The organism is Hafnia sp. (assembly GCF_036648275.1).
Classification (GTDB): Bacteria; Pseudomonadota; Gammaproteobacteria; order Enterobacterales; family Enterobacteriaceae; genus Hafnia; species Hafnia alvei.
The window spans coordinates 122699-140017 of the sequence record NZ_JAVXIQ010000002.1 but is presented as its reverse complement, the minus strand read 5'-3'; the positions used below and the strand labels follow the sequence as shown (position 1 = coordinate 140017).

Annotated in this window: 17 protein-coding genes; 8 read left to right on the top strand and 9 right to left on the bottom strand. The window is 49.7% G+C overall.

Features of this window, described 5'->3' with window-relative positions; genetic code table 11:
* Nucleotides 1–21: 21 nt before the first annotated feature.
* Together RSC70_RS03205 and RSC70_RS03200 are read right to left on the bottom strand one after the other, a co-directional pair.
* Nucleotides 22–714: a fimbrial biogenesis chaperone gene (locus RSC70_RS03205; protein WP_332541648.1), complete on the bottom strand. Its 693-nt coding sequence runs from the start codon at nt 712–714 to the stop codon at nt 22–24.
* A 127-nt stretch (nt 715–841) separates the two neighbouring features.
* Nucleotides 842–1408, bottom strand: coding sequence for a fimbrial protein (locus RSC70_RS03200; RefSeq protein ID WP_332541647.1), 567 nt, complete (start codon nt 1406–1408; stop codon nt 842–844).
* A 623-nt stretch (nt 1409–2031) separates the two neighbouring features.
* On the opposite strand from RSC70_RS03200, the gene RSC70_RS03195 reads away from it, so the two are divergent.
* Nucleotides 2032–2307, top strand: a complete 276-nt coding sequence (locus tag RSC70_RS03195; protein ID WP_063586692.1) for a winged helix-turn-helix domain-containing protein — start codon at nt 2032–2034, stop codon at nt 2305–2307.
* A 59-nt stretch (nt 2308–2366) separates the two neighbouring features.
* On the opposite strand, the gene narP is transcribed toward RSC70_RS03195, so the two are convergent.
* Both narP and narQ read right to left on the bottom strand, forming a co-directional pair.
* Nucleotides 2367–2999, bottom strand: a complete 633-nt coding sequence (gene narP, locus RSC70_RS03190) for a nitrate/nitrite response regulator protein NarP (RefSeq protein ID WP_046457091.1) — start codon at nt 2997–2999, stop codon at nt 2367–2369.
* A gap of 85 nt (nt 3000–3084) precedes the next feature.
* The gene (gene narQ / locus RSC70_RS03185; RefSeq protein ID WP_332541646.1) at nt 3085–4767 is read right to left on the bottom strand and encodes a nitrate/nitrite two-component system sensor histidine kinase NarQ; all 1683 of its coding nucleotides are present in this window, start codon (nt 4765–4767) and stop codon (nt 3085–3087) included.
* A 423-nt stretch (nt 4768–5190) separates the two neighbouring features.
* Here narQ and napF point away from each other — a divergent pair, with 423 nt between their 5' ends.
* From napF to napC, 7 genes are read left to right on the top strand one after another with little or no spacing between them, the layout of a single operon-like run.
* On the top strand, nt 5191–5715 hold the full coding sequence (gene napF, locus RSC70_RS03180) for a ferredoxin-type protein NapF (protein ID WP_332541644.1): 525 nt from the start codon (nt 5191–5193) through the stop codon (nt 5713–5715).
* Nucleotides 5712–5978: a chaperone NapD gene (napD, locus tag RSC70_RS03175; protein WP_025797488.1), complete on the top strand. Its 267-nt coding sequence runs from the start codon at nt 5712–5714 to the stop codon at nt 5976–5978. Before napF ends, napD begins: the two co-directional genes overlap by 4 nt.
* The gene (gene napA, locus RSC70_RS03170) at nt 5975–8467 is read left to right on the top strand and encodes a nitrate reductase catalytic subunit NapA (protein ID WP_282807672.1); all 2493 of its coding nucleotides are present in this window, start codon (nt 5975–5977) and stop codon (nt 8465–8467) included. The genes napD and napA overlap by 4 nt, the downstream gene beginning before the upstream one ends.
* A 21-nt stretch (nt 8468–8488) precedes the next feature.
* Nucleotides 8489–9241: a ferredoxin-type protein NapG gene (gene napG / locus RSC70_RS03165; RefSeq protein WP_332541642.1), complete on the top strand. Its 753-nt coding sequence runs from the start codon at nt 8489–8491 to the stop codon at nt 9239–9241.
* Nucleotides 9241–10107, top strand: a complete 867-nt coding sequence (gene napH / locus RSC70_RS03160) for a quinol dehydrogenase ferredoxin subunit NapH (RefSeq protein ID WP_025797493.1) — start codon at nt 9241–9243, stop codon at nt 10105–10107. Before napG ends, napH begins: the two co-directional genes overlap by 1 nt.
* Nucleotides 10108–10145: 38 nt before the next feature.
* Nucleotides 10146–10565 carry a nitrate reductase cytochrome c-type subunit gene (gene napB, locus RSC70_RS03155; RefSeq protein ID WP_230599750.1) on the top strand — a complete coding sequence of 140 codons (420 nt, stop codon included), beginning with the start codon at nt 10146–10148 and terminating at the stop codon, nt 10563–10565.
* An 11-nt stretch (nt 10566–10576) separates the two neighbouring features.
* Complete coding sequence (gene napC / locus RSC70_RS03150; RefSeq protein WP_040045484.1) at nt 10577–11206, top strand: cytochrome c-type protein NapC; 630 nt, start codon at nt 10577–10579, stop codon at nt 11204–11206.
* Nucleotides 11207–11816: 610 nt separating this feature from the next.
* Here napC and galM read toward each other — a convergent pair.
* The 5 genes from galM to RSC70_RS03125 form a co-directional block, all read right to left on the bottom strand.
* A complete protein-coding gene (gene galM, locus RSC70_RS03145; RefSeq protein ID WP_332541640.1) occupies nt 11817–12872 on the bottom strand; it encodes a galactose-1-epimerase in 1056 nt (351 codons plus the stop codon).
* Nucleotides 12866–14023 carry a galactokinase gene (galK, locus tag RSC70_RS03140; protein WP_332541638.1) on the bottom strand — a complete coding sequence of 386 codons (1158 nt, stop codon included), beginning with the start codon at nt 14021–14023 and terminating at the stop codon, nt 12866–12868. Before galK ends, galM begins: the two co-directional genes overlap by 7 nt.
* A gap of 10 nt (nt 14024–14033) precedes the next feature.
* Nucleotides 14034–15083 (bottom strand): galactose-1-phosphate uridylyltransferase, encoded by a 1050-nt coding sequence (gene galT, locus RSC70_RS03135; protein WP_332541637.1) that lies wholly within the window; start codon nt 15081–15083, stop codon nt 14034–14036.
* Nucleotides 15084–15115: 32 nt separating this feature from the next.
* The gene (gene galE, locus RSC70_RS03130) at nt 15116–16132 is read right to left on the bottom strand and encodes a UDP-glucose 4-epimerase GalE (protein ID WP_282807667.1); all 1017 of its coding nucleotides are present in this window, start codon (nt 16130–16132) and stop codon (nt 15116–15118) included.
* Between the two features lie 269 nt (nt 16133–16401).
* Nucleotides 16402–17217 (bottom strand): CPBP family intramembrane glutamic endopeptidase, encoded by an 816-nt coding sequence (locus tag RSC70_RS03125; protein WP_332541636.1) that lies wholly within the window; start codon nt 17215–17217, stop codon nt 16402–16404.
* Nucleotides 17218–17319 lie beyond the last annotated feature (102 nt).

The window sequence follows — 17319 nt, the reverse complement described above, 5'->3', positions numbered from 1 at the left end:
GTTAGCAGCCATTAAGCACCATTAGTCCTGAGTTAAACTTGATGTAAATTCATCTGACGCATTGCCGTAGTCGGTAATACAGCGCCATGTCACGTTCGAACCATTAGCCGTGTTGGGAAGCAGAAATTGTGCCGTTGCTTTGGGGGCCACCATTTCGGCATTTTTTATTGATGTTGTATTCAGTTTTAAGGTATCGAAAACGCTGTAGTAGTCGCCATTGTTGGTTACATGCAACTGGTTTGCCTGTCGGCTGAATTTTAGATTCTTGCAGGCGTCAATAGGCGTGCCGCTCAGCCCTGTGGGCCGCCAAAATAATTTCAAGCGTGTTTTATATATCAGCCGAAGAACATTTTTCTCATCGTCACTTTTTTCCATCGCGGGGATAGTGCGCACATTCATATAAAACAAAGATTCTCGGTCGGTAGGTATTGCTTGACCTGACCAGGTGATACGCAGGTTTTGCTCTTTTTGTGGATCAAGCCTGAAAAGTGGTGGGGTCACAATGAAAGGGCCACGCGTTTTTCCATCACCGATGTCAATCCATGACTGAATAAGCCACGGTAGCTCTTTCTCTGTATTTTTCAGCGACAGGGCCACTTCTTTCTTACTAGCATCATAAATAACGCGTGTTCGCCCAATTTGAATTCCTGCCGCATGGCTGAAGGTGGTAAAGGCGAGAATAACAAAGCAAACCCTCAGCACAATAATTCGCATGTCAGCGCCCTTTAATGAATGAAGATTATCTTGGGGAAATCTATGTTGGAACTAATTTTCCCATGTTAGAAATATCGGCGTGCTATAGCGAAATTGCTAATAACACGCCGGATGAAATAATTAAAATTTAACGGTAAAGAATATTCACTGTTAAATCAGCATCCGCCGGCCCTGCGGTGACTGGTTGGGCAAATGATATGTAACGCGCGTTAAATGATGCACTAATCGTGTCTGATGTATTCGACGCTAAATGTATGTAAACCTGTCCTTCAGAACCATCAAATTTAAGATGTGTTGTGGGAGCGCCATCGGGGCTCAGGGCAATCCCAACACCGGTCGCGGCGGTTGTGCCGTCAGTGGTTATCTTGCTGACGTCTAATAAGGTATTAGAACCTGTTAATACGGTGGTGCCCGTAAAGGTCAGTTGAATATCCGGAAGTCCATCACTTTTTAAAGGGCAATCCTTGAGAGTGATGGTAAGCGGTACGGGATCCGTTTCTACCCCTACGCTAGTGAAAAGCGAAGTCGGGTAGGTTCCTAGTGGAATTGTAGAGTCTGTCCCGTTATCGCCTACGATAGTGCAGCTTGGTTCAATGATTTCGCCGGTAAAATGAATTTTTCCTGCATTCATTTCTGCGGCAAACGTCGTTGCTGATGAGAGTGCCATAATGGCGATAAATAGATTCCGTTTCACGATATTATTCTCCGTAATAAGTTAGTTAAATGACATATTTAAAATTAATAAAAACAATGCGATTAAGTTGTAAAATATATCAATTTTATTAGCATGTATGCTCACGCCTTTCTCATTAAAATAGAACTATTTTTATTGCAATGTAGCTAAAGCTGAATGCTTACTCGGATTCGAAGTTATTAGATACATAAGCAATGCTATTGGATGCTCTTTGTAATCCATTTTAGATAATATAGCAATGCGACAGTATTGACGCTTTTTAGACTAAAATATCCATGTCATTTTGTTTGTTTTCTATTTCATGTATCCAGTGAGCGATTTTTATCATTAATGATCACGTTTTATGATGAAACTATATTAAACTATTTAATGAATGGATCTTTCGGTCAATTAATTTGCATATAGGTAATTCTTAATTAAAGAAGAATTAAATAAAATGAAATATTACAGATTAATTAATAATAGTCAGATGTTTTACTATTCATTCTGACTCTCGCTGCATCTAGATGCCGTTGATTTCTGCCTTGCTTCCTTTTCTTTCTTGCTAAATTACCTACAATAGCTGTGTCATTAATCATTTTTGGCTCTAACTTCAGCCACTGGTGGGTAAATTAGGAGAACAAATGGACTTTAACCCTGTGTTTGCGCGACGTTTATATCTCTGTTGGCTGATTAGCCATCTGGAGAAGCCGAATGTTCCTCACCTTATGCAGGTGACCGGCTGGCCGCGTAGAACCTTACAGGATGTGATCAAAGCATTGCCGGGAATGGGTATTGAACTGGATTTTGTCCAAGAAGGCGTACGTAACAACGACGGTTACTATCAGTTAAAAAACTGGGGGCCGTTAAACGAAATGTGGGTTAAAAAGCATGCTGAACAACTGCTGGCAGCGATTTAATTCATGGATTGGTTGAGAAGGGTGAGCGACAACCGTTTGGTCATCGCCCATTGTCGGTATTATTGGTTTTTGTGTTCTAAATACAAAACGGTTGCCGCCACGCGCGAGCGTACGTTGAGCTTGCGCAGTAGGTTGCGGATATGTACTTTCACCGTCTCTTCGGAAATATGCAGCTGTGAAGCGATTTGCTTATTAGACAGACCACGAGCGACTTCCTGCAGCACATCGAGTTCACGCTCAGTCAGATCGGCAAAAGGATCGGTCAATTCAGTGCGTGACGCTAAGTATTCGCTGATGATGTCACTAAAGACGTTTTTACCGCTTGCTGCCTGATGGATCTGTGATAGCAACGTTTCTGGCTCGCTATCTTTCAGTAAATAACCATCTGCACCGGCATCAACCAAAGCATAAACATCACTGCGTGAATCCGAAACGGTGAGAATAATGATGCGCGCATCAACGCCCTCATTACGCAGCGCCTTCAGCGTATCTAAGCCTGATAACCCTTTCATATTGAGATCTAATAAGATCACGTCGGGCTGGGCGCGACTGGCCAATGCAATCGCTTCGCTACCGCTGCTGGCTTCTGCAACTACGTTAAAGGCAGGATCGAGCTCAAGTAGCTGACGAATTCCGCGGCGCATAAGCGGATGATCGTCCACGATCATAACTGCGTAGCTTTCATTTTCCATAAAATGCTCCGAAATAAATAATAGGGGCGGTTATCCGTTGCCTATTACTATTAAATTTTAATTAAATACCTATTGTCGCTGACCATCAGTGCTGAAAAATCAACGAAACCTCTGTACCTGCTGGGGGCACCGTGCGGATGGTCAGTTCACCACCCAGTCGTGTCGCCCGTTCGGCCATAATCGTCAGGCCGTAGTGTCCATCGGGTTCCTCAAGGCTGGCTATCCCAACGCCGTCATCTTGAATACTGATCACGCTTTCGCCTTCAGGCCCGTAATGACAGCGTATTCCGATGTGTTTTGCCTGAGCATGTTTGATGGCGTTTAGTACGGCTTCGCGCACAATTTGCAAGACGTGAACTTGCTGCTGAGCGTTAAGTGACTGCGAAGAAAGGGCACAGTTTAGCGTAATAATGGCATCAGTTTGCAATTTTAATGGCGCTAATAGCTGATGTAAGGCTTCGCGCAAATCAGCTTCCTGAATAGTTAAGCGAAAAGTGGCCAATAATTCACGCAGTTGGCGATAGGCGTCAGACAGTGCTTGATCAAAATCACGAATGATTGCCTGCGCTTGGGTGTTCTCGGTAGGAATTGAACGTTTGAGCAGCGTTATCTGGATACGCAGGAACGAGAGCGCTTGAGCCAGCGAGTCATGCAGTTCTCGCGCAATCGTCGCGCGTTCTTCCATCAACAATAGCTGAACCTGCTGCTTTTGCGCACGGTTGAAATAGACCCCTCGGCTAAGCATATTAGCGACGTTTTGCATCAACTGCTGCTGGGGATGTTGATGCTGAGGCCAGCGTAATTCCCCCAACCGATGTCCATCCAGCGTCAGCGGTATGGCTGACGTGGGAACTGAATCATCCAGTTGCCCACTGTGTAATAGCCAACGACCGTTACCGCTGTCATGAACTTCTAACTCTAGAAAATCTAAGGCTTCGCTGGTGCGCACGATGTTAAGCACTTTCTCAAAGCTGGGCTGGGTGATTTCGCTGACGGTTAGCGCCTGAGAACAATCAAAAAGCACGCCGAGTGATTTATTCGCCTGTGTCAGACTCTCTGTCTTCTCCTGAACTTTGTCCTCAAGAGAGCGATACAGCTTTTCAAGTTCGCTGGACATTCTGATGAAGGTTTTTGATAACACACCAATTTCATTAGGAAGGTTAACGTCCAACTGCATCGGAGAAAAATAGCCACTCTGCATACGCTGGCTGGCATTCAGCAGCTTATTGAGCGGGGAGACAACCTCGCGGCGCGTGGTGCGAATCGCAAACCAAACCAGCCCGATGATCATCAAAACGCCTAGCAAACTGATCGCCGCCACTTGCTGCATTTTTTGTTCAGAATAGTGCTGAAGTACCAAGACAAAATGATCGATTTGGCTGACATGACGGGCGACATGGGCAAGATACTGGTCACTGTTACCCGCTTTAAGCTGTTGGTCTAATAAAAGCCAAGTTTCCAGTAGATGTCTATACTCTTCACGAACAGAGGATGGAACATAAAAGCGGTCGAGCTTTTTCAAGGCCGGAGCCTGCATCGATTGCTCGTACTCTGCCAGATGTACGGCGACATCATCAGAATGATTAGTTAAATCATAGGCTAGACGATAGCTTTGCATGCGCAGTGAGCCTGCGATATTCACCGCTTCGGCATCGCTTAAACTGCTTGCAACGGTAACAAGTGCGATGCCGGTCGAGAGAACCGAGAGGATCACAATAGCGGCCAGCGTTTTAGCCAAGGTGCTGGTAACCGAACGTTTTACGAGCAATCTAATATACCTATTTCGTATGACAGCGATAAAAAGGGCGGTAGGGCGTCATCATTTTACGCAGGTGCTTAATAAATGGGTTATTAGTACCGTTCTCTTTATTGATAACAGGGCGCCCAAACAATCGTTATATAAATCAGTAAATAACGAAATGTGATTGCAGGGTCTATACAGTGCGCGAAAACTCAGCAAAAGGTTTGATCTCGCGCAATCGATACCCATAATTACCTATTTAGGGGGATTATAACTCATCCTCTAATCCGCATACTTTATGCTTAGAAAAAACCTATATTTCTGGTTATTAGTTAAATAAGAATTATTACTAACAACAAATTAAAACAATATCGCTGACCAGCAATATCTTTCATTTTTATTGGTACGTATTTTTCATCAGGATGGATGAGCAATGTCACCGGAGTATCCATGACTACGCTTTCTCGGCGCAATCTACTCAGTGCTCGTTGGCGCAAGCCTGCTAGTGCACAGCGTCCGCCTTGGACAATCCCAGAGCCTGCTTTTATTGCAGGCTGCACGCGTTGCCATTCCTGCATTGAACAGTGTGAAACCGGTGTGTTAATCGCGGGCGATGGCGGATTTCCCGCCATCGACTTCCACCGCGCAGAGTGCACGTTCTGCCATCGTTGTGCTGATGCCTGTAAATTACCGCTTTTTGAACTTGAACGTACACAGCCTTGGACTATTCAGGCAGAAATCCAGACGAACTGCCTAACGCAAAAAGGCATTGAATGCCGCAGCTGTCAGGATGCTTGCGAGCCTTATGCCATCCGCTTTGCGCCCCATCTAAGCGGAATTGCAAAACCGACGGTTGATTTAGATAAATGCACCGGCTGTGGCGAATGTGTTCGCGGCTGCCCGGTTGACGCTATTCGAATAACGCCGGCGGCGCAGCCTGAAACGCGCGACGCGGTAGCAAGGAATGAAGTATGAGTAATGAGATGTGGCACGTATGTGGATTGGTTGTTCAAGCCAAGCCGGAAGCCGTACCCGCCGTCGCAGAAGCTCTGGCCGCCATGCCAGAAACTGAAGTGGCAGCGACAGAACAAGAAAAAGGCAAGTTAGTGGTTGTCATGCAAAGCGAAGATTCAAACGCATTGCTAGACAGAATTGAGTCAGCGCGCAATGTGGCAGGTGTGCTGGCGGTGTCGCTGGTTTATCACCAGCAGGATGAGCAAGGTGAGGATACGCCATGAAACTCAGTCGTCGAGACTTCATGAAAGCCAACGCCGTCGCCGCTGCAGCAGCAGCTGCGGGGCTGACCATTCCGACCGTCGCGAAAGCGGTTGTCGGTGGGGCTGATGAAATTAAGTGGGATAAAGCGCCGTGCCGTTTTTGCGGTACCGGTTGTGGTGTGCTGGTTGGAACGCAAAATGGTCGCATCGTGGCTTCTCAAGGGGATCCAGATGCGCCGGTTAACCGTGGCCTTAACTGCATTAAAGGCTATTTCCTGCCAAAAATCATGTACGGAAAAGACCGTCTAACGCAGCCTTTATTGCGCATGAAGAATGGTCAGTACAACAAAGAGGGCGAATTCACGCCGGTGACCTGGGATCAGGCCTTCGACGTGATGGAAGAGAAGTTTAAAACTTCTCTGAAAGAAAAAGGCCCAACGTCGGTGGGCATGTTTGGATCGGGTCAGTGGACCGTTTGGGAAGGCTATGCCGCTTCCAAACTGTTCAAGGCAGGTTTCCGCTCTAACAACATCGACCCGAATGCGCGTCACTGTATGGCATCTGCGGTCGTTGGCTTTATGCGTACCTTTGGTATGGATGAGCCGATGGGCTGCTACGATGACATCGAACAGGCCGATGCTTTCGTCCTGTGGGGCTCAAACATGGCGGAAATGCACCCGATCCTCTGGTCGCGCATTACCAACCGTCGTTTGACCGACCAAAATGTCAAAGTGGCGGTTCTTTCTACCTTTGAACACCGCAGCTTTGAGCTGGCTGATAACCCAATTATTTTCACCCCGCAGTCTGACTTGGTGATCCTGAACTACATCGCAAACTACATTATTCAGAATAATGCGGTCGATCAGGAGTTCATGAAGCAGCACGTGAATATTCGCAAGGGCGCAACAGACATCGGTTACGGCTTACGCCCAACCGATCCGCTGGAAAAAGCTGCGAAAAATCCGGGTAGCGATGCTTCCGAACCAATGAGCTTTGAAGACTATAAAGCATTCGTGGCGGAGTACACGCTGGAGAAAACGGCTGAAATGACCGGTGTGCCAAAGGATTCTCTGGAATCATTGGCTAAGCTGTATGCCGATCCTAAAGTCAAAGTTGTTTCCTACTGGACGATGGGCTTCAACCAACACACGCGCGGTGTTTGGGCGAACAACCTTTGCTACAACATCCATCTGTTGACTGGCAAAATATCCAAACCGGGCTGTGGTCCATTCTCTCTGACCGGTCAGCCGTCAGCCTGTGGTACTGCGCGTGAAGTGGGGACGTTCTCCCACCGCTTGCCGGCAGACATGGTGGTGACCAACGAGAAACACCGCCAGATCGCTGAAAATACATGGAAACTGCCAGCGGGCACCATTCCAGAAAAAGTGGGTCTGCACGCCGTAGCGCAAGACCGTGCGCTGAAAGACGGTACGCTCAATGCTTACTGGGTGATGTGTAACAACAACATGCAGGCTGGGCCAAACATCAACGCTGATCGTATGCCGGGCTGGCGTGATCCACGTAACTTCATCGTGGTCTCCGATCCGTACCCAACCGTCAGTGCTTTGGCTGCCGACCTGATTTTGCCAACCGCAATGTGGGTGGAAAAAGAAGGGGCTTATGGCAACGCCGAGCGCCGTACCCAGTTCTGGCATCAGCAGGTGAAAGCGCCGGGTGAGGCGAAGTCTGACCTGTGGCAGATGATGGAGTTCTCCAAACGCTTCAAAGTTGAAGAGGTTTGGCCTGCGGAACTGATCAACAGTAAGCCAGAGCTGAAGGGTAAAACGTTGTTCGATGTGCTTTATGCCAACGGCAACGTGAACAAATTCAAGCTAGAAGAGATCCCTGTCGATCAATTGAACGACGAATCGCGTGATTTTGGGTTCTACGTGCAGAAAGGGCTGTTTGAAGAGTACGCCTCATTTGGCCGTGGTCATGGTCACGATCTGGCTCCGTTCGATGAATATCACAAAGCGCGCGGTATCCGCTGGCCAGTGGTGAACGGAAAAGAAACCCTGTGGCGCTATCGCGAAGGGTTTGACCCGTTTGTTAAAGCAGGCGAAAGCGTGCGTTTCTACGGCAAACCAGATGGCAAGGCGGTGATTTTTGCGCTGCCATTTGAGCCAGCTGCTGAAGTGCCAGATAAAGAATTCGACCTGTGGCTTTCTACCGGTCGCGTGCTGGAGCATTGGCATACCGGTTCGATGACGCGCCGTGTGCCTGAACTGCACCGTGCGTTCCCAGAAGCGGTGCTGTTTATTCATCCTTTGGATGCTAAACAACGCGGCCTGCGTCGTGGCGATAAAGTGAAGGTGATTTCTCGCCGTGGCGAACTGGTTTCTATCGTTGAAACCCGTGGACGTAACCGTGTGCCGCAAGGACTGGTTTATATGCCGTTCTTCGATGCCGCTCAGTTGGTGAATAACCTGACGCTGGATGCAACCGATCCGCTGTCTAAAGAAACTGACTTCAAAAAATGTGCGGTAAAAGTTGAAAAGGTGACTGCCTAATCAGGCAAGGAGCGTTACCTGATGACGAAACAACGAGATAAAGGGCCTGCGCGTCGTCGCTTTTTACGCGATGCGGTGCGCAGTGCGGGTGGATTAGCCGGGCTGGCGTTGGTGCTGGGATTGCAGCAAAAGCAATCACAGGCGCGTGATGGCTTAGCGTTGCGTCCACCGGGAGCCTTGCCGGACGGCGAGTTTGAGCGCGCCTGCATTCGCTGCGGGCAGTGTGTTCAGGCTTGTCCTTACGACACGCTGAAGTTAGCGACGCTTTTGTCGCCTTCTTCGGCAGGCACCCCTTATTTTGTTGCGAGACAAACGCCTTGTGAAATGTGTGAAGACATTCCTTGTGTGGTGGCTTGTCCGAGCGCAGCGCTCGATCCCAAACTGACCGACATCGATGATGCGCGGATGGGATTGGCGGTGCTGCTCGATCATGAGAACTGCCTGAATTGGCAAGGCTTACGCTGTGATGTGTGTTACCGCGTTTGCCCATCGATTGATAAAGCCATCACGCTGGAGCTACATCGCAACGAGCGAACCGGTGTGCATGCGAAATTCTTGCCGACGGTTCACAGCGATGCCTGCACCGGCTGCGGAAAATGCGAACAGGCCTGCGTACTGGATGAGGCGGCGATCAAAGTGTTGCCGCTCTCGATTGCACGCGGAGAGCTTGGGAAGCATTACCGTTTGGGGTGGGAAGAGAAAGCGAAGGCTGGACACTCATTAGTTCCGCCCGGTACCCAGCTACCTTCACGTATGCCGCAGGGAGGTGAATGATGGCGAACAGTGCAAATCAGGCCGGTCTTGAAGCACGCCAACGTCACGGTATTATCCGCAGCCATCGCTGGCTGCTGTTACGCCGTTTAAGCCAGCTGGCGGTTTTGATGATGTTTTTATCAGGACCGTGGTGGGGCATTTGGATTTTAAAAGGAAACTACAGCGGCAGTTTACTGCTAGAAACCGTTCCTTTGACCGATCCATTAATGATGTTGGAAAGTGTGTTTGCGGGGCATTGGCCTGCGCTCACTGCCTTGGCTGGAACATTGGTCATTGTTGCTGTTTATTCTCTGATAGCCAGTCGCGCGTTCTGTGCCTGGGTTTGTCCGTTAAATCCGGTCACTGATCTAGCGGCGTGGATGCGGCGTAAACTGAATATCCGCCAATCAGCTTCACTGCCACGAAGCCTACGCTATGGCATTTTGCTGGCGGTGCTGGCAGGAAGTGCCATCAGTGGCACCTTGCTGTGGGAATGGTTGAATCCGGTGGCGCTGCTTGGACGTAGCCTGATTTTCGGCGCTTTTGGCGGCCTTTGGCTAATTCTTGCGGTGTTCCTGTTTGACCTATTGGTGACGGAGCATGGTTGGTGTGGCCATATTTGCCCGATGGGTGCGCTGTATGGCGTGATTGGTGCTAAAGCGGTTATCCGTGTTAGCGCTGAACATCGAGAAAAATGCACGCGCTGTATGGACTGCTTTCACGTTTGTCCAGAGTCTCAGGTGTTACGTGAGCCTGTATTAAATAACGATCATAGCCCGCTGGTACTGAGCAAAGATTGCATCAGCTGCGGGCGTTGCATGGATGTGTGTGCCGAGCACGTATTCGAATTTAAGAACCGATTTCATCGTTCGGGAGCTAAAGAATGAAGAGCAATGTCCTGAAAAAGCACGCTTCGCTTTGGGCAATGTTACAGGCCGTCGTGCTGTCATTGTCTGTGGCTGGCGCTGTATATGCAGCCAGCGACGTCGATTTGAGCCAATCACCGGAAGTTTCGGGAACGGCAGAAGGGCAGATTAAAATGCCTAAGCAGCAAGAGCGTATGGCGCTGAACTATGTAAATCAGCCGCCGATGATCCCGCATAGCGTAGATGGCTATCAGATTAGCAAAAATACCAACCGCTGCCTGCAATGCCACGGTGTTGAGCATTACCGTACCACCGGTGCGCCGCGCATTAGCCCAACTCACTTTATGGATGCTAACGGCAAAGTGTTGGGAGAAGTTGCGCCACGTCGTTACTTCTGCCTGCAATGCCACGTACCGCAAAGTGATGCACCACCGATTGTAGGTAATAGCTTCCAGGCCGCACCGGGCTTTGGGCAGTAACAGGAGCCGCTATGCTGGATAATAAAGAAGTAGACAACAAGCCGACCGAGCAGAAAAAACCGGGCATGATTCGCCGTGTATGGCAATGGTGGCGTCGTCCAAGCCGTTTGGCTTTAGGCACGCTGCTGCTGCTGGGTTTTGTCGCCGGGATTATTTTCTGGGGCGGTTTCAATACCGGTATGGAAATGGCGAATACGGAAAAGTTCTGTATCAGCTGCCATGAAATGCGCGACAACGTGTATCAGGAATATATGGATACCGTTCACTACACCAACCGCAGCGGTGTGCGTGCAACCTGCCCTGATTGCCATGTTCCACATGAGTGGGTGCCTAAAATTGTCCGTAAAATCAAGGCAAGTAAAGAGCTGTACGCGAAGGCTTTTGGCTTGATTGATACGCCGCAAAAGTTTGAGGCACATCGTTTAGTGATGGCTGAAAATGAATGGGCGCGTATGAAAGGCAATGATTCTCAGGAGTGTCGTAACTGCCACAACTTTGAATACATGGATTTCACGGCACAGAAAACCGTAGCAGGAAAAATGCACGACCAAGCCATTCAGGACGGAAAAACCTGTATCGACTGTCATAAAGGGATAGCGCATAAGCTGCCTGATATGAAAGGGATTAAGAATGGGTTTTAAGGGGGCATAGGCGATGGCGTAATAATATTATGATGCATGTTAGTTATGCAGCACTGTGTAATATTACGTCCGCCTAAAATCCCGAACTCTACCTGTGCATCGTGCAGACGTCCGTGTTAGGGGGCCAATCGCCGCCCCCTAACAACCCGGCTTAGCACCCCCTTCCAGCCCGCTACGCGGGTGCCCTCATTTCATCATTCCGGTCTTAACGGAACGAACGGCAATCGCCATCCTGGCTCCTCCGTTCTTTCGCCGACGTCCCTGTCGGCGAATCCTAACCTGCATGATTCACTCGGCTGTCCGGTAATGTGCCGGATAAGGTCAACCCCAAAAGACAAAAACTCTATCTGTTTTTAAGTTTAAGTTATGGCATTTAGAGCAGTGAAAACAGGATGTTTTCACGAGGGGAGGAGGCGCCAAGGATGGCGCATGCCGACCCGGCGCGGAGATGGCATCTCGGATAAAAGCGCGAGGATTGAAGGGGCGCGCGCTGGCGCCCCTCATCGGTCGCCTTCGATTTAGCTATATGTGATAGCGGTTATTGATAGGCGGACGAAACCTTACACTTATGCACCATAAACGGAAGTATCTAAAATCTAATAACCCAAGTCTATCCCTTCACCACAAACCAATACGTCGTAGCTGCTTGATAAACCTCACCGGGTTTAATAAAGCAATCCGGCTGTGGCCATTCAGGATGATTCGGGCTGTCAGGTAAAAACTCACTTTCTAACGCCACGCCAGCATAAGCTGCATATTGCGCTCCGCGACGATCGGGTGTTCCGGCCAGAAAGTTACCGCTGTAGAGTTGAAGGGCAGGCGCATCAGTGAAAACCTGCATCTCTAGCTTAGCATCGGCTGCGGTGAGGATCGCCGCAGGGTGTTGTGCATGATGACAGGTGCTGTGCAGCAGATAGGCGTGATCGTAACCTTTTACGCGCTGCTGGTAGCGATCTTTCAGCAGATCCTGTTGCAAGGTCTTGGCCTTACGAAAATCCATGCCTGAGCCGCTGACGTCGGTAAGATCTCCGCATGGGATCCCGTCACTTTCTACCGGAAGATATTGATCGGCAAAAAGTTGAAGCTTTTGCGCTAACGCATCGGTCGTACAGCCATCGCCGTCTAAATTGAAATAGGCATGGTTGGTTAAATTCACCGGACAGGTTTTATCCACCTTTGCCTGCCAGCTAATCTCAACGCGGTTATCTTCCGTGAGTCGATAGGTTGCTTGGGCAACGAGATTTCCGGGGAAACCCTGATCGCCATCGGCTGAGTCCAACTGATAGGTCACATGCTGGGTATCATGTGAAATGCGTTTCCAACGGCGTTTGTCGAATCCTTCTGGCCCGCCGTGAAGTTGGTTTTCGCCTTGGCTCGGATGTAAAACGACGGTTTCACCTTGATATACATATTGTGCTTTAGCGATACGGTTGGCATAACGACCTACCGTAGCACCTAAAAATGCACCCTGTTCGGTGAATTGCTCGGGCGTTTGACAGCCAAGCAAAACCTCACGCAAACTGCCGTCGCTCAGCGCGATCTGACATGAAAGCCATGTTGCGCCCCAGTCCATGAATGTGGCAATGCTGCCAGCGGCGTTGGTTAGCGTGGTGAATTGAAACGGCTCGCCGTCGGGTGCTCGGGAGGTATCAGCGAAATTTAGCATACGCTGGCTCCTTGTGATGGATAGCAGACATAGAAGGTTTCTTTCAGGCCGGTTTGCGCCGGATATTCACGCTCAACCGTGGCGCGAACTTCCTCAACCAAGTCCAACGGCATCAGGGCGACGATACAGCCGCCAAAGCCGCCGCCTGTCATACGAACACCGCCGCGCTCTCCGATAACCTCTTTCACAATTTCAACCAGTGTATCAATAGGTTTGACGGTAATTTCAAAATCATCGCGCATTGAGGCGTGAGACTCAGCCATCAATGTGCCCATTAGTTTAAGATCGCCTGCGGCAAGCGCTTTGGCAGCCGCTTCAGTTCGGTCATTTTCAGTGATCACATGACGGGCACGGCGCGCGGTCAGCGATTCCAGCCCGTCCTGTTTAGCTTCGAATTCTGCCAGCGTGACATCACGTAGGGCTTTTACGTTGAAATACTGCGCTGCGGCTTCGCATTGCTGACGGCGGGTGTTGTATTCGCTATCCACCAATCCACGCTTAACGTTGGAATTGATAATCACGATTGCGACGTCTTTTGGCATGGGAACCGAGTGAGTTGCCAGCGAGCGGCAGTCAATCAGCAGCGCGTGTTTTTCTTCGCCCAGTGCGGAGATCAGCTGATCCATGATGCCGCAATTGCAGCCGACAAATTTGTTTTCCGCTTCTTGTCCGTTTAGTGCCAACTGAACGCCGTCTAACGGCAGATCGTACAATGCTTGGAAGGCTTGCCCCACGGCAACCTCAAGCGAAGCTGATGAACTTAGTCCCGCACCTTGCGGTACGTTGCCGCTGATCACGAGGTCTGCGCCGCCGAAGTTAGGATTGCGGATTTGCAGATATTTCAGTACGCCGCGGACGTAATTGCTCCACATCATGGTGGGGTGGGATTCAAATGGAGCATCAAGAGAGAATTCATCTTGTTGATTATCGTAGTCGGCGGCAATCACGCGCACTTTGCGATCGTCACGCTTAGCGCAGCTAATTACGGTTTGATAATCGATAGCGCAGGGCAAGACAAAACCATCGTTGTAATCCGTGTGCTCGCCAATCAGGTTCACACGGCCGGGAGCTTGTACCGTCATTGCCGGAGCATAGCCAAAATAACGATTAAAAATATCCTGTGTCACGGTAGTAAGTTGTTGCAGACTCATTTTCGTTTCCTTATTTGGCATTGGCTTCACGGTAATGGACGTCACTTACTGCGCGTAGACGTTCAGCGGCTTGCTCAGGCGTTAAATCGCGCTGAGTTTCGGCCAGCATTTCGTAGCCGACCATAAATTTACGCACGGTTGCAGAGCGCAACAGTGGTGGATAGAAATGTGCGTGCAACTGCCAGTGTACACAGTCAACCTCATGGAACGGTGCACCGTGCCAGCCCATAGAGTAAGGGAAAGAGCACTGGAACAGGTTATCGTAGCGGCTGGTGAGTTTTTTCAATGCAATGGCTAAATCAGGACGCTGTTCTGCATTGAGATCGGTAATGCGCAAGATGTGCGTTTTCGGCAGCAGCAGTGTTTCAAAAGGCCATGCAGCCCAGTACGGAACCACTGCAATCCAATGTTCGGTTTCCACCACGGTACGGCTGCCATCGGCCATTTCGCGCTTGGCATAGTCCAGCAGCATCGGCGTTTTATTCTGTTCGAAATAGGCTTGCTGGAGGCGTTCTTCGCGCGCAGCTTCATTCGGGAGGAAGCTATTAGCCCAAATTTGTCCGTGTGGATGGGGGTTAGAACAGCCCATCGCAGCGCCTTTATTTTCAAATACCTGCACCCACGGATAGGTCTTCCCAAGATCGGCGCTCTGCGTCTGCCAAGTTTTCACGATCTCTTCAAGTGCTGGCAGGGAAAGTTCAGGCAACGTTTTGCTGTGATCGGGTGAGAAACAGATAACGCGGCTGGTACCACGCGCGCTCTCACAGCGCATTAGAGGATCGTTGTTTTGCGGTGCGCCTGGGGTATCTGGCATCAGCGCCGCAAAGTCGTTAGTAAAAACATAGGTGCCGGTGTAATCGGGATTTGTATCGCCGGTAACACGCGTATTGCCCGCACACAGAAAACAGTCTGGATCATGCTGTGGCAGCGTTTGATTCGACGGCGTTTCCTGTGCACCCTGCCACGGGCGTTTGGCACGGTGCGGAGAGACCAACACCCACTGATCTGTCAATGGGTTATAACGGCGATGAGGGTGATCGACCGGATTAAATGTGGTCATTATTGGTGCTCCTTTAAATATTATTCAGGTACTTATTCGGGATAGCCCTGCGGATTCTGTGACTGCCAGCGCCAGGTGTCCTGCGCCATATCGTCCAGCGTGCGGGTGACACGCCAGTTGAGGTCTTTGTCGGCTCGGGTTGAATCCGCCCAATACGCGGCAAGATCGCCTGCGCGGCGCGGGGCAAAGTGATAGTTCACTGGTTTGCCGCAGGCTTTGCTGAAGGCGTTAACCACTTGCAGCACGCTATAACCAACGCCTGCGCCAAGGTTGTAAATGTGTACGCCGGGTTTGTTCGTCATGACGTTGAGTGCGGCCAAATGACCGTCGGCTAAATCGACGACGTGGATGTAATCACGCACGCCGGTGCCATCTTCGGTTGGATAGTCATTGCCGAAAATAGCCAGAGAATCACGACGACCAACGGCAACCTGAGCGATATACGGCATCAGGTTATTAGGAATGCCCTGCGGGTCTTCACCCATCAATCCAGATGGATGAGCCCCAACCGGATTGAAATAGCGCAGCAGGCTAACACTCCATTCAGGGTCGGCACGGTGCAGATCTTCGAGGATTTGCTCAACCATCAGTTTGCTGCGGCCGTAAGGGCTTGATGGGTTACCAGTAGGGAAATCCTCAACGTAAGGGATTTTGGGCTGATCGCCATACACGGTTGCGGAAGAGCTGAAAATCATATTTTTGACATTCGCTTCACGCATTGCTTCCAGCAGCGTTAACGTACCGCTCACGTTGTTATCGTAGTATTCCAGCGGTTTTTGCACTGATTCACCCACGGCTTTTAGCCCCGCAAAGTGGATCACCGAGTCAATCTGGTTTTCAGCGAAAATATGATCAAGCAACAAGCGGTCGCGAATGTCACCTTGGTAAAGGGCTGGCGTGGTGCCTGTTAGGGTGTTGATGCGTTCCAAAACGCTGGCTTTGCTATTGCAAAGATTGTCTAAGATGATCGGCGTATGCCCAGCGGCGATTAACTGTACGCAGGTATGGCTGCCAATGTAACCGCTACCACCAGTAACTAAAACAATCATGATTCGCTCCTTTGGAACATTCAATGCAGTAAAGGTAGCATGAGAAAACCGTGAAAAAGGTGATCTATGCTAAATAAATGGAATCGTTTACACAACAATGCAAACGGCTCAGATTCCGATAAGGGTCTATTGTGCGGCGTGACAAGGCTGTCTGCAAGTTCAGATAAATGAAGAATGAGTGGTAACGGTTACACAGCGAAGGATATGAAAACTTGGGTCATAAAATAGGGTCTTCTGGCGAAGACCCGTGAGGCAGATTAATTTAATAATTATGCGTGATACATCGGATAGGTAAAGAACAAGAGGTGAATGATGTTCAGCGCGAAGTGGAACAGCGTTGCCACCCATAACCGACCGCTCCACATCCATGCCAGACCATAAATCACGCCTGCTAATCCGGCAAAAATCACCATCAGCCAACCACCGGCAAAATGCGCTAGACCGAAAATAACCGCCGTAATCAACAGCGCGGGAAGGTGACCTAACCAGCCGCTGAGACGCTGCTGTAAATAGCCACGAAAGAGCGCTTCTTCTGCCAAAGAAACGAAGAACAGATTAGCCAGTGCAAATTGCCATAGCCACGTGGGGTGATGAAGTTCAATCCGCAAGCCGCCCAGTGCCACGGCGATCAGTAATAAAACGGGCACGCTAATGCCAAGCAAAACCCAATTCCACGCCGGTCGTGACGCTGCAATAGGTGCACGGAATAAGGTCGGCAGGGCGAGTAAGAGAATAAAAGGAACCAGCGCTTTATCGAAGTTGTAGTACATCGAGAACGGCGCGCTGTGTGGACCTGCAATCACTTTGTCGAGAATTTTAGGATTATTGAAGCCGGGCACCATGTGCAGAAACAGCACGATTGCGGCTAACACTAATAAGATTTCGCTGTTGAATCCGCCTTTTTGCTGATGTTCCCAGCGATAGCGGGCTAGCCCAGCAAGCACGACAACGGCCATAAAGGCTAAAGCATTAAAATTAAGAATGCCTTGGCTGAACGCCAGCGCGGTAGCAGAAAGAAGTAAGAAAGCGGATAGCTGTCGTTGAAACGAAAGCACGGCTAAGGAAGCGGCTAGAGCACCCCACATAGATATTCCTTTGTGTTTTATATTTGAGCTTGAATGATAACACAGAGAAATTAGTTAACTGCTCTGAGAAGCGGGCTTTAAGACAAGTAAAGCCCTGTAAAA

Excerpts from the sequence above, each read along its gene's own strand:
- napB (WP_230599750.1), top strand. The coding sequence starts at position 10,146 with ATGTTACAGGCCGTCGTGCTGTCATTGTCTGTGGCTGGCGCTGTATAT.
- galT (WP_332541637.1), bottom strand. The coding sequence starts at position 15,083 with ATGACCACATTTAATCCGGTCGATCACCCTCATCGCCGTTATAACCCA.
- napF (WP_332541644.1), top strand. The coding sequence starts at position 5,191 with ATGACTACGCTTTCTCGGCGCAATCTACTCAGTGCTCGTTGGCGCAAG.
- RSC70_RS03125 (WP_332541636.1), bottom strand. The coding sequence starts at position 17,217 with ATGTGGGGTGCTCTAGCCGCTTCCTTAGCCGTGCTTTCGTTTCAACGA.
- napA (WP_282807672.1), top strand. The coding sequence starts at position 5,975 with ATGAAACTCAGTCGTCGAGACTTCATGAAAGCCAACGCCGTCGCCGCT.
- napG (WP_332541642.1), top strand. The coding sequence starts at position 8,489 with ATGACGAAACAACGAGATAAAGGGCCTGCGCGTCGTCGCTTTTTACGC.
- napH (WP_025797493.1), top strand. The coding sequence starts at position 9,241 with ATGGCGAACAGTGCAAATCAGGCCGGTCTTGAAGCACGCCAACGTCAC.
- narP (WP_046457091.1), bottom strand. The coding sequence starts at position 2,999 with ATGGAAAATGAAAGCTACGCAGTTATGATCGTGGACGATCATCCGCTT.
- galM (WP_332541640.1), bottom strand. The coding sequence starts at position 12,872 with ATGCTAAATTTCGCTGATACCTCCCGAGCACCCGACGGCGAGCCGTTT.
- napC (WP_040045484.1), top strand. The coding sequence starts at position 10,577 with ATGCTGGATAATAAAGAAGTAGACAACAAGCCGACCGAGCAGAAAAAA.
- galE (WP_282807667.1), bottom strand. The coding sequence starts at position 16,132 with ATGATTGTTTTAGTTACTGGTGGTAGCGGTTACATTGGCAGCCATACC.
- napD (WP_025797488.1), top strand. The coding sequence starts at position 5,712 with ATGAGTAATGAGATGTGGCACGTATGTGGATTGGTTGTTCAAGCCAAG.
- RSC70_RS03195 (WP_063586692.1), top strand. The coding sequence starts at position 2,032 with ATGGACTTTAACCCTGTGTTTGCGCGACGTTTATATCTCTGTTGGCTG.
- galK (WP_332541638.1), bottom strand. The coding sequence starts at position 14,023 with ATGAGTCTGCAACAACTTACTACCGTGACACAGGATATTTTTAATCGT.
- RSC70_RS03205 (WP_332541648.1), bottom strand. The coding sequence starts at position 714 with ATGCGAATTATTGTGCTGAGGGTTTGCTTTGTTATTCTCGCCTTTACC.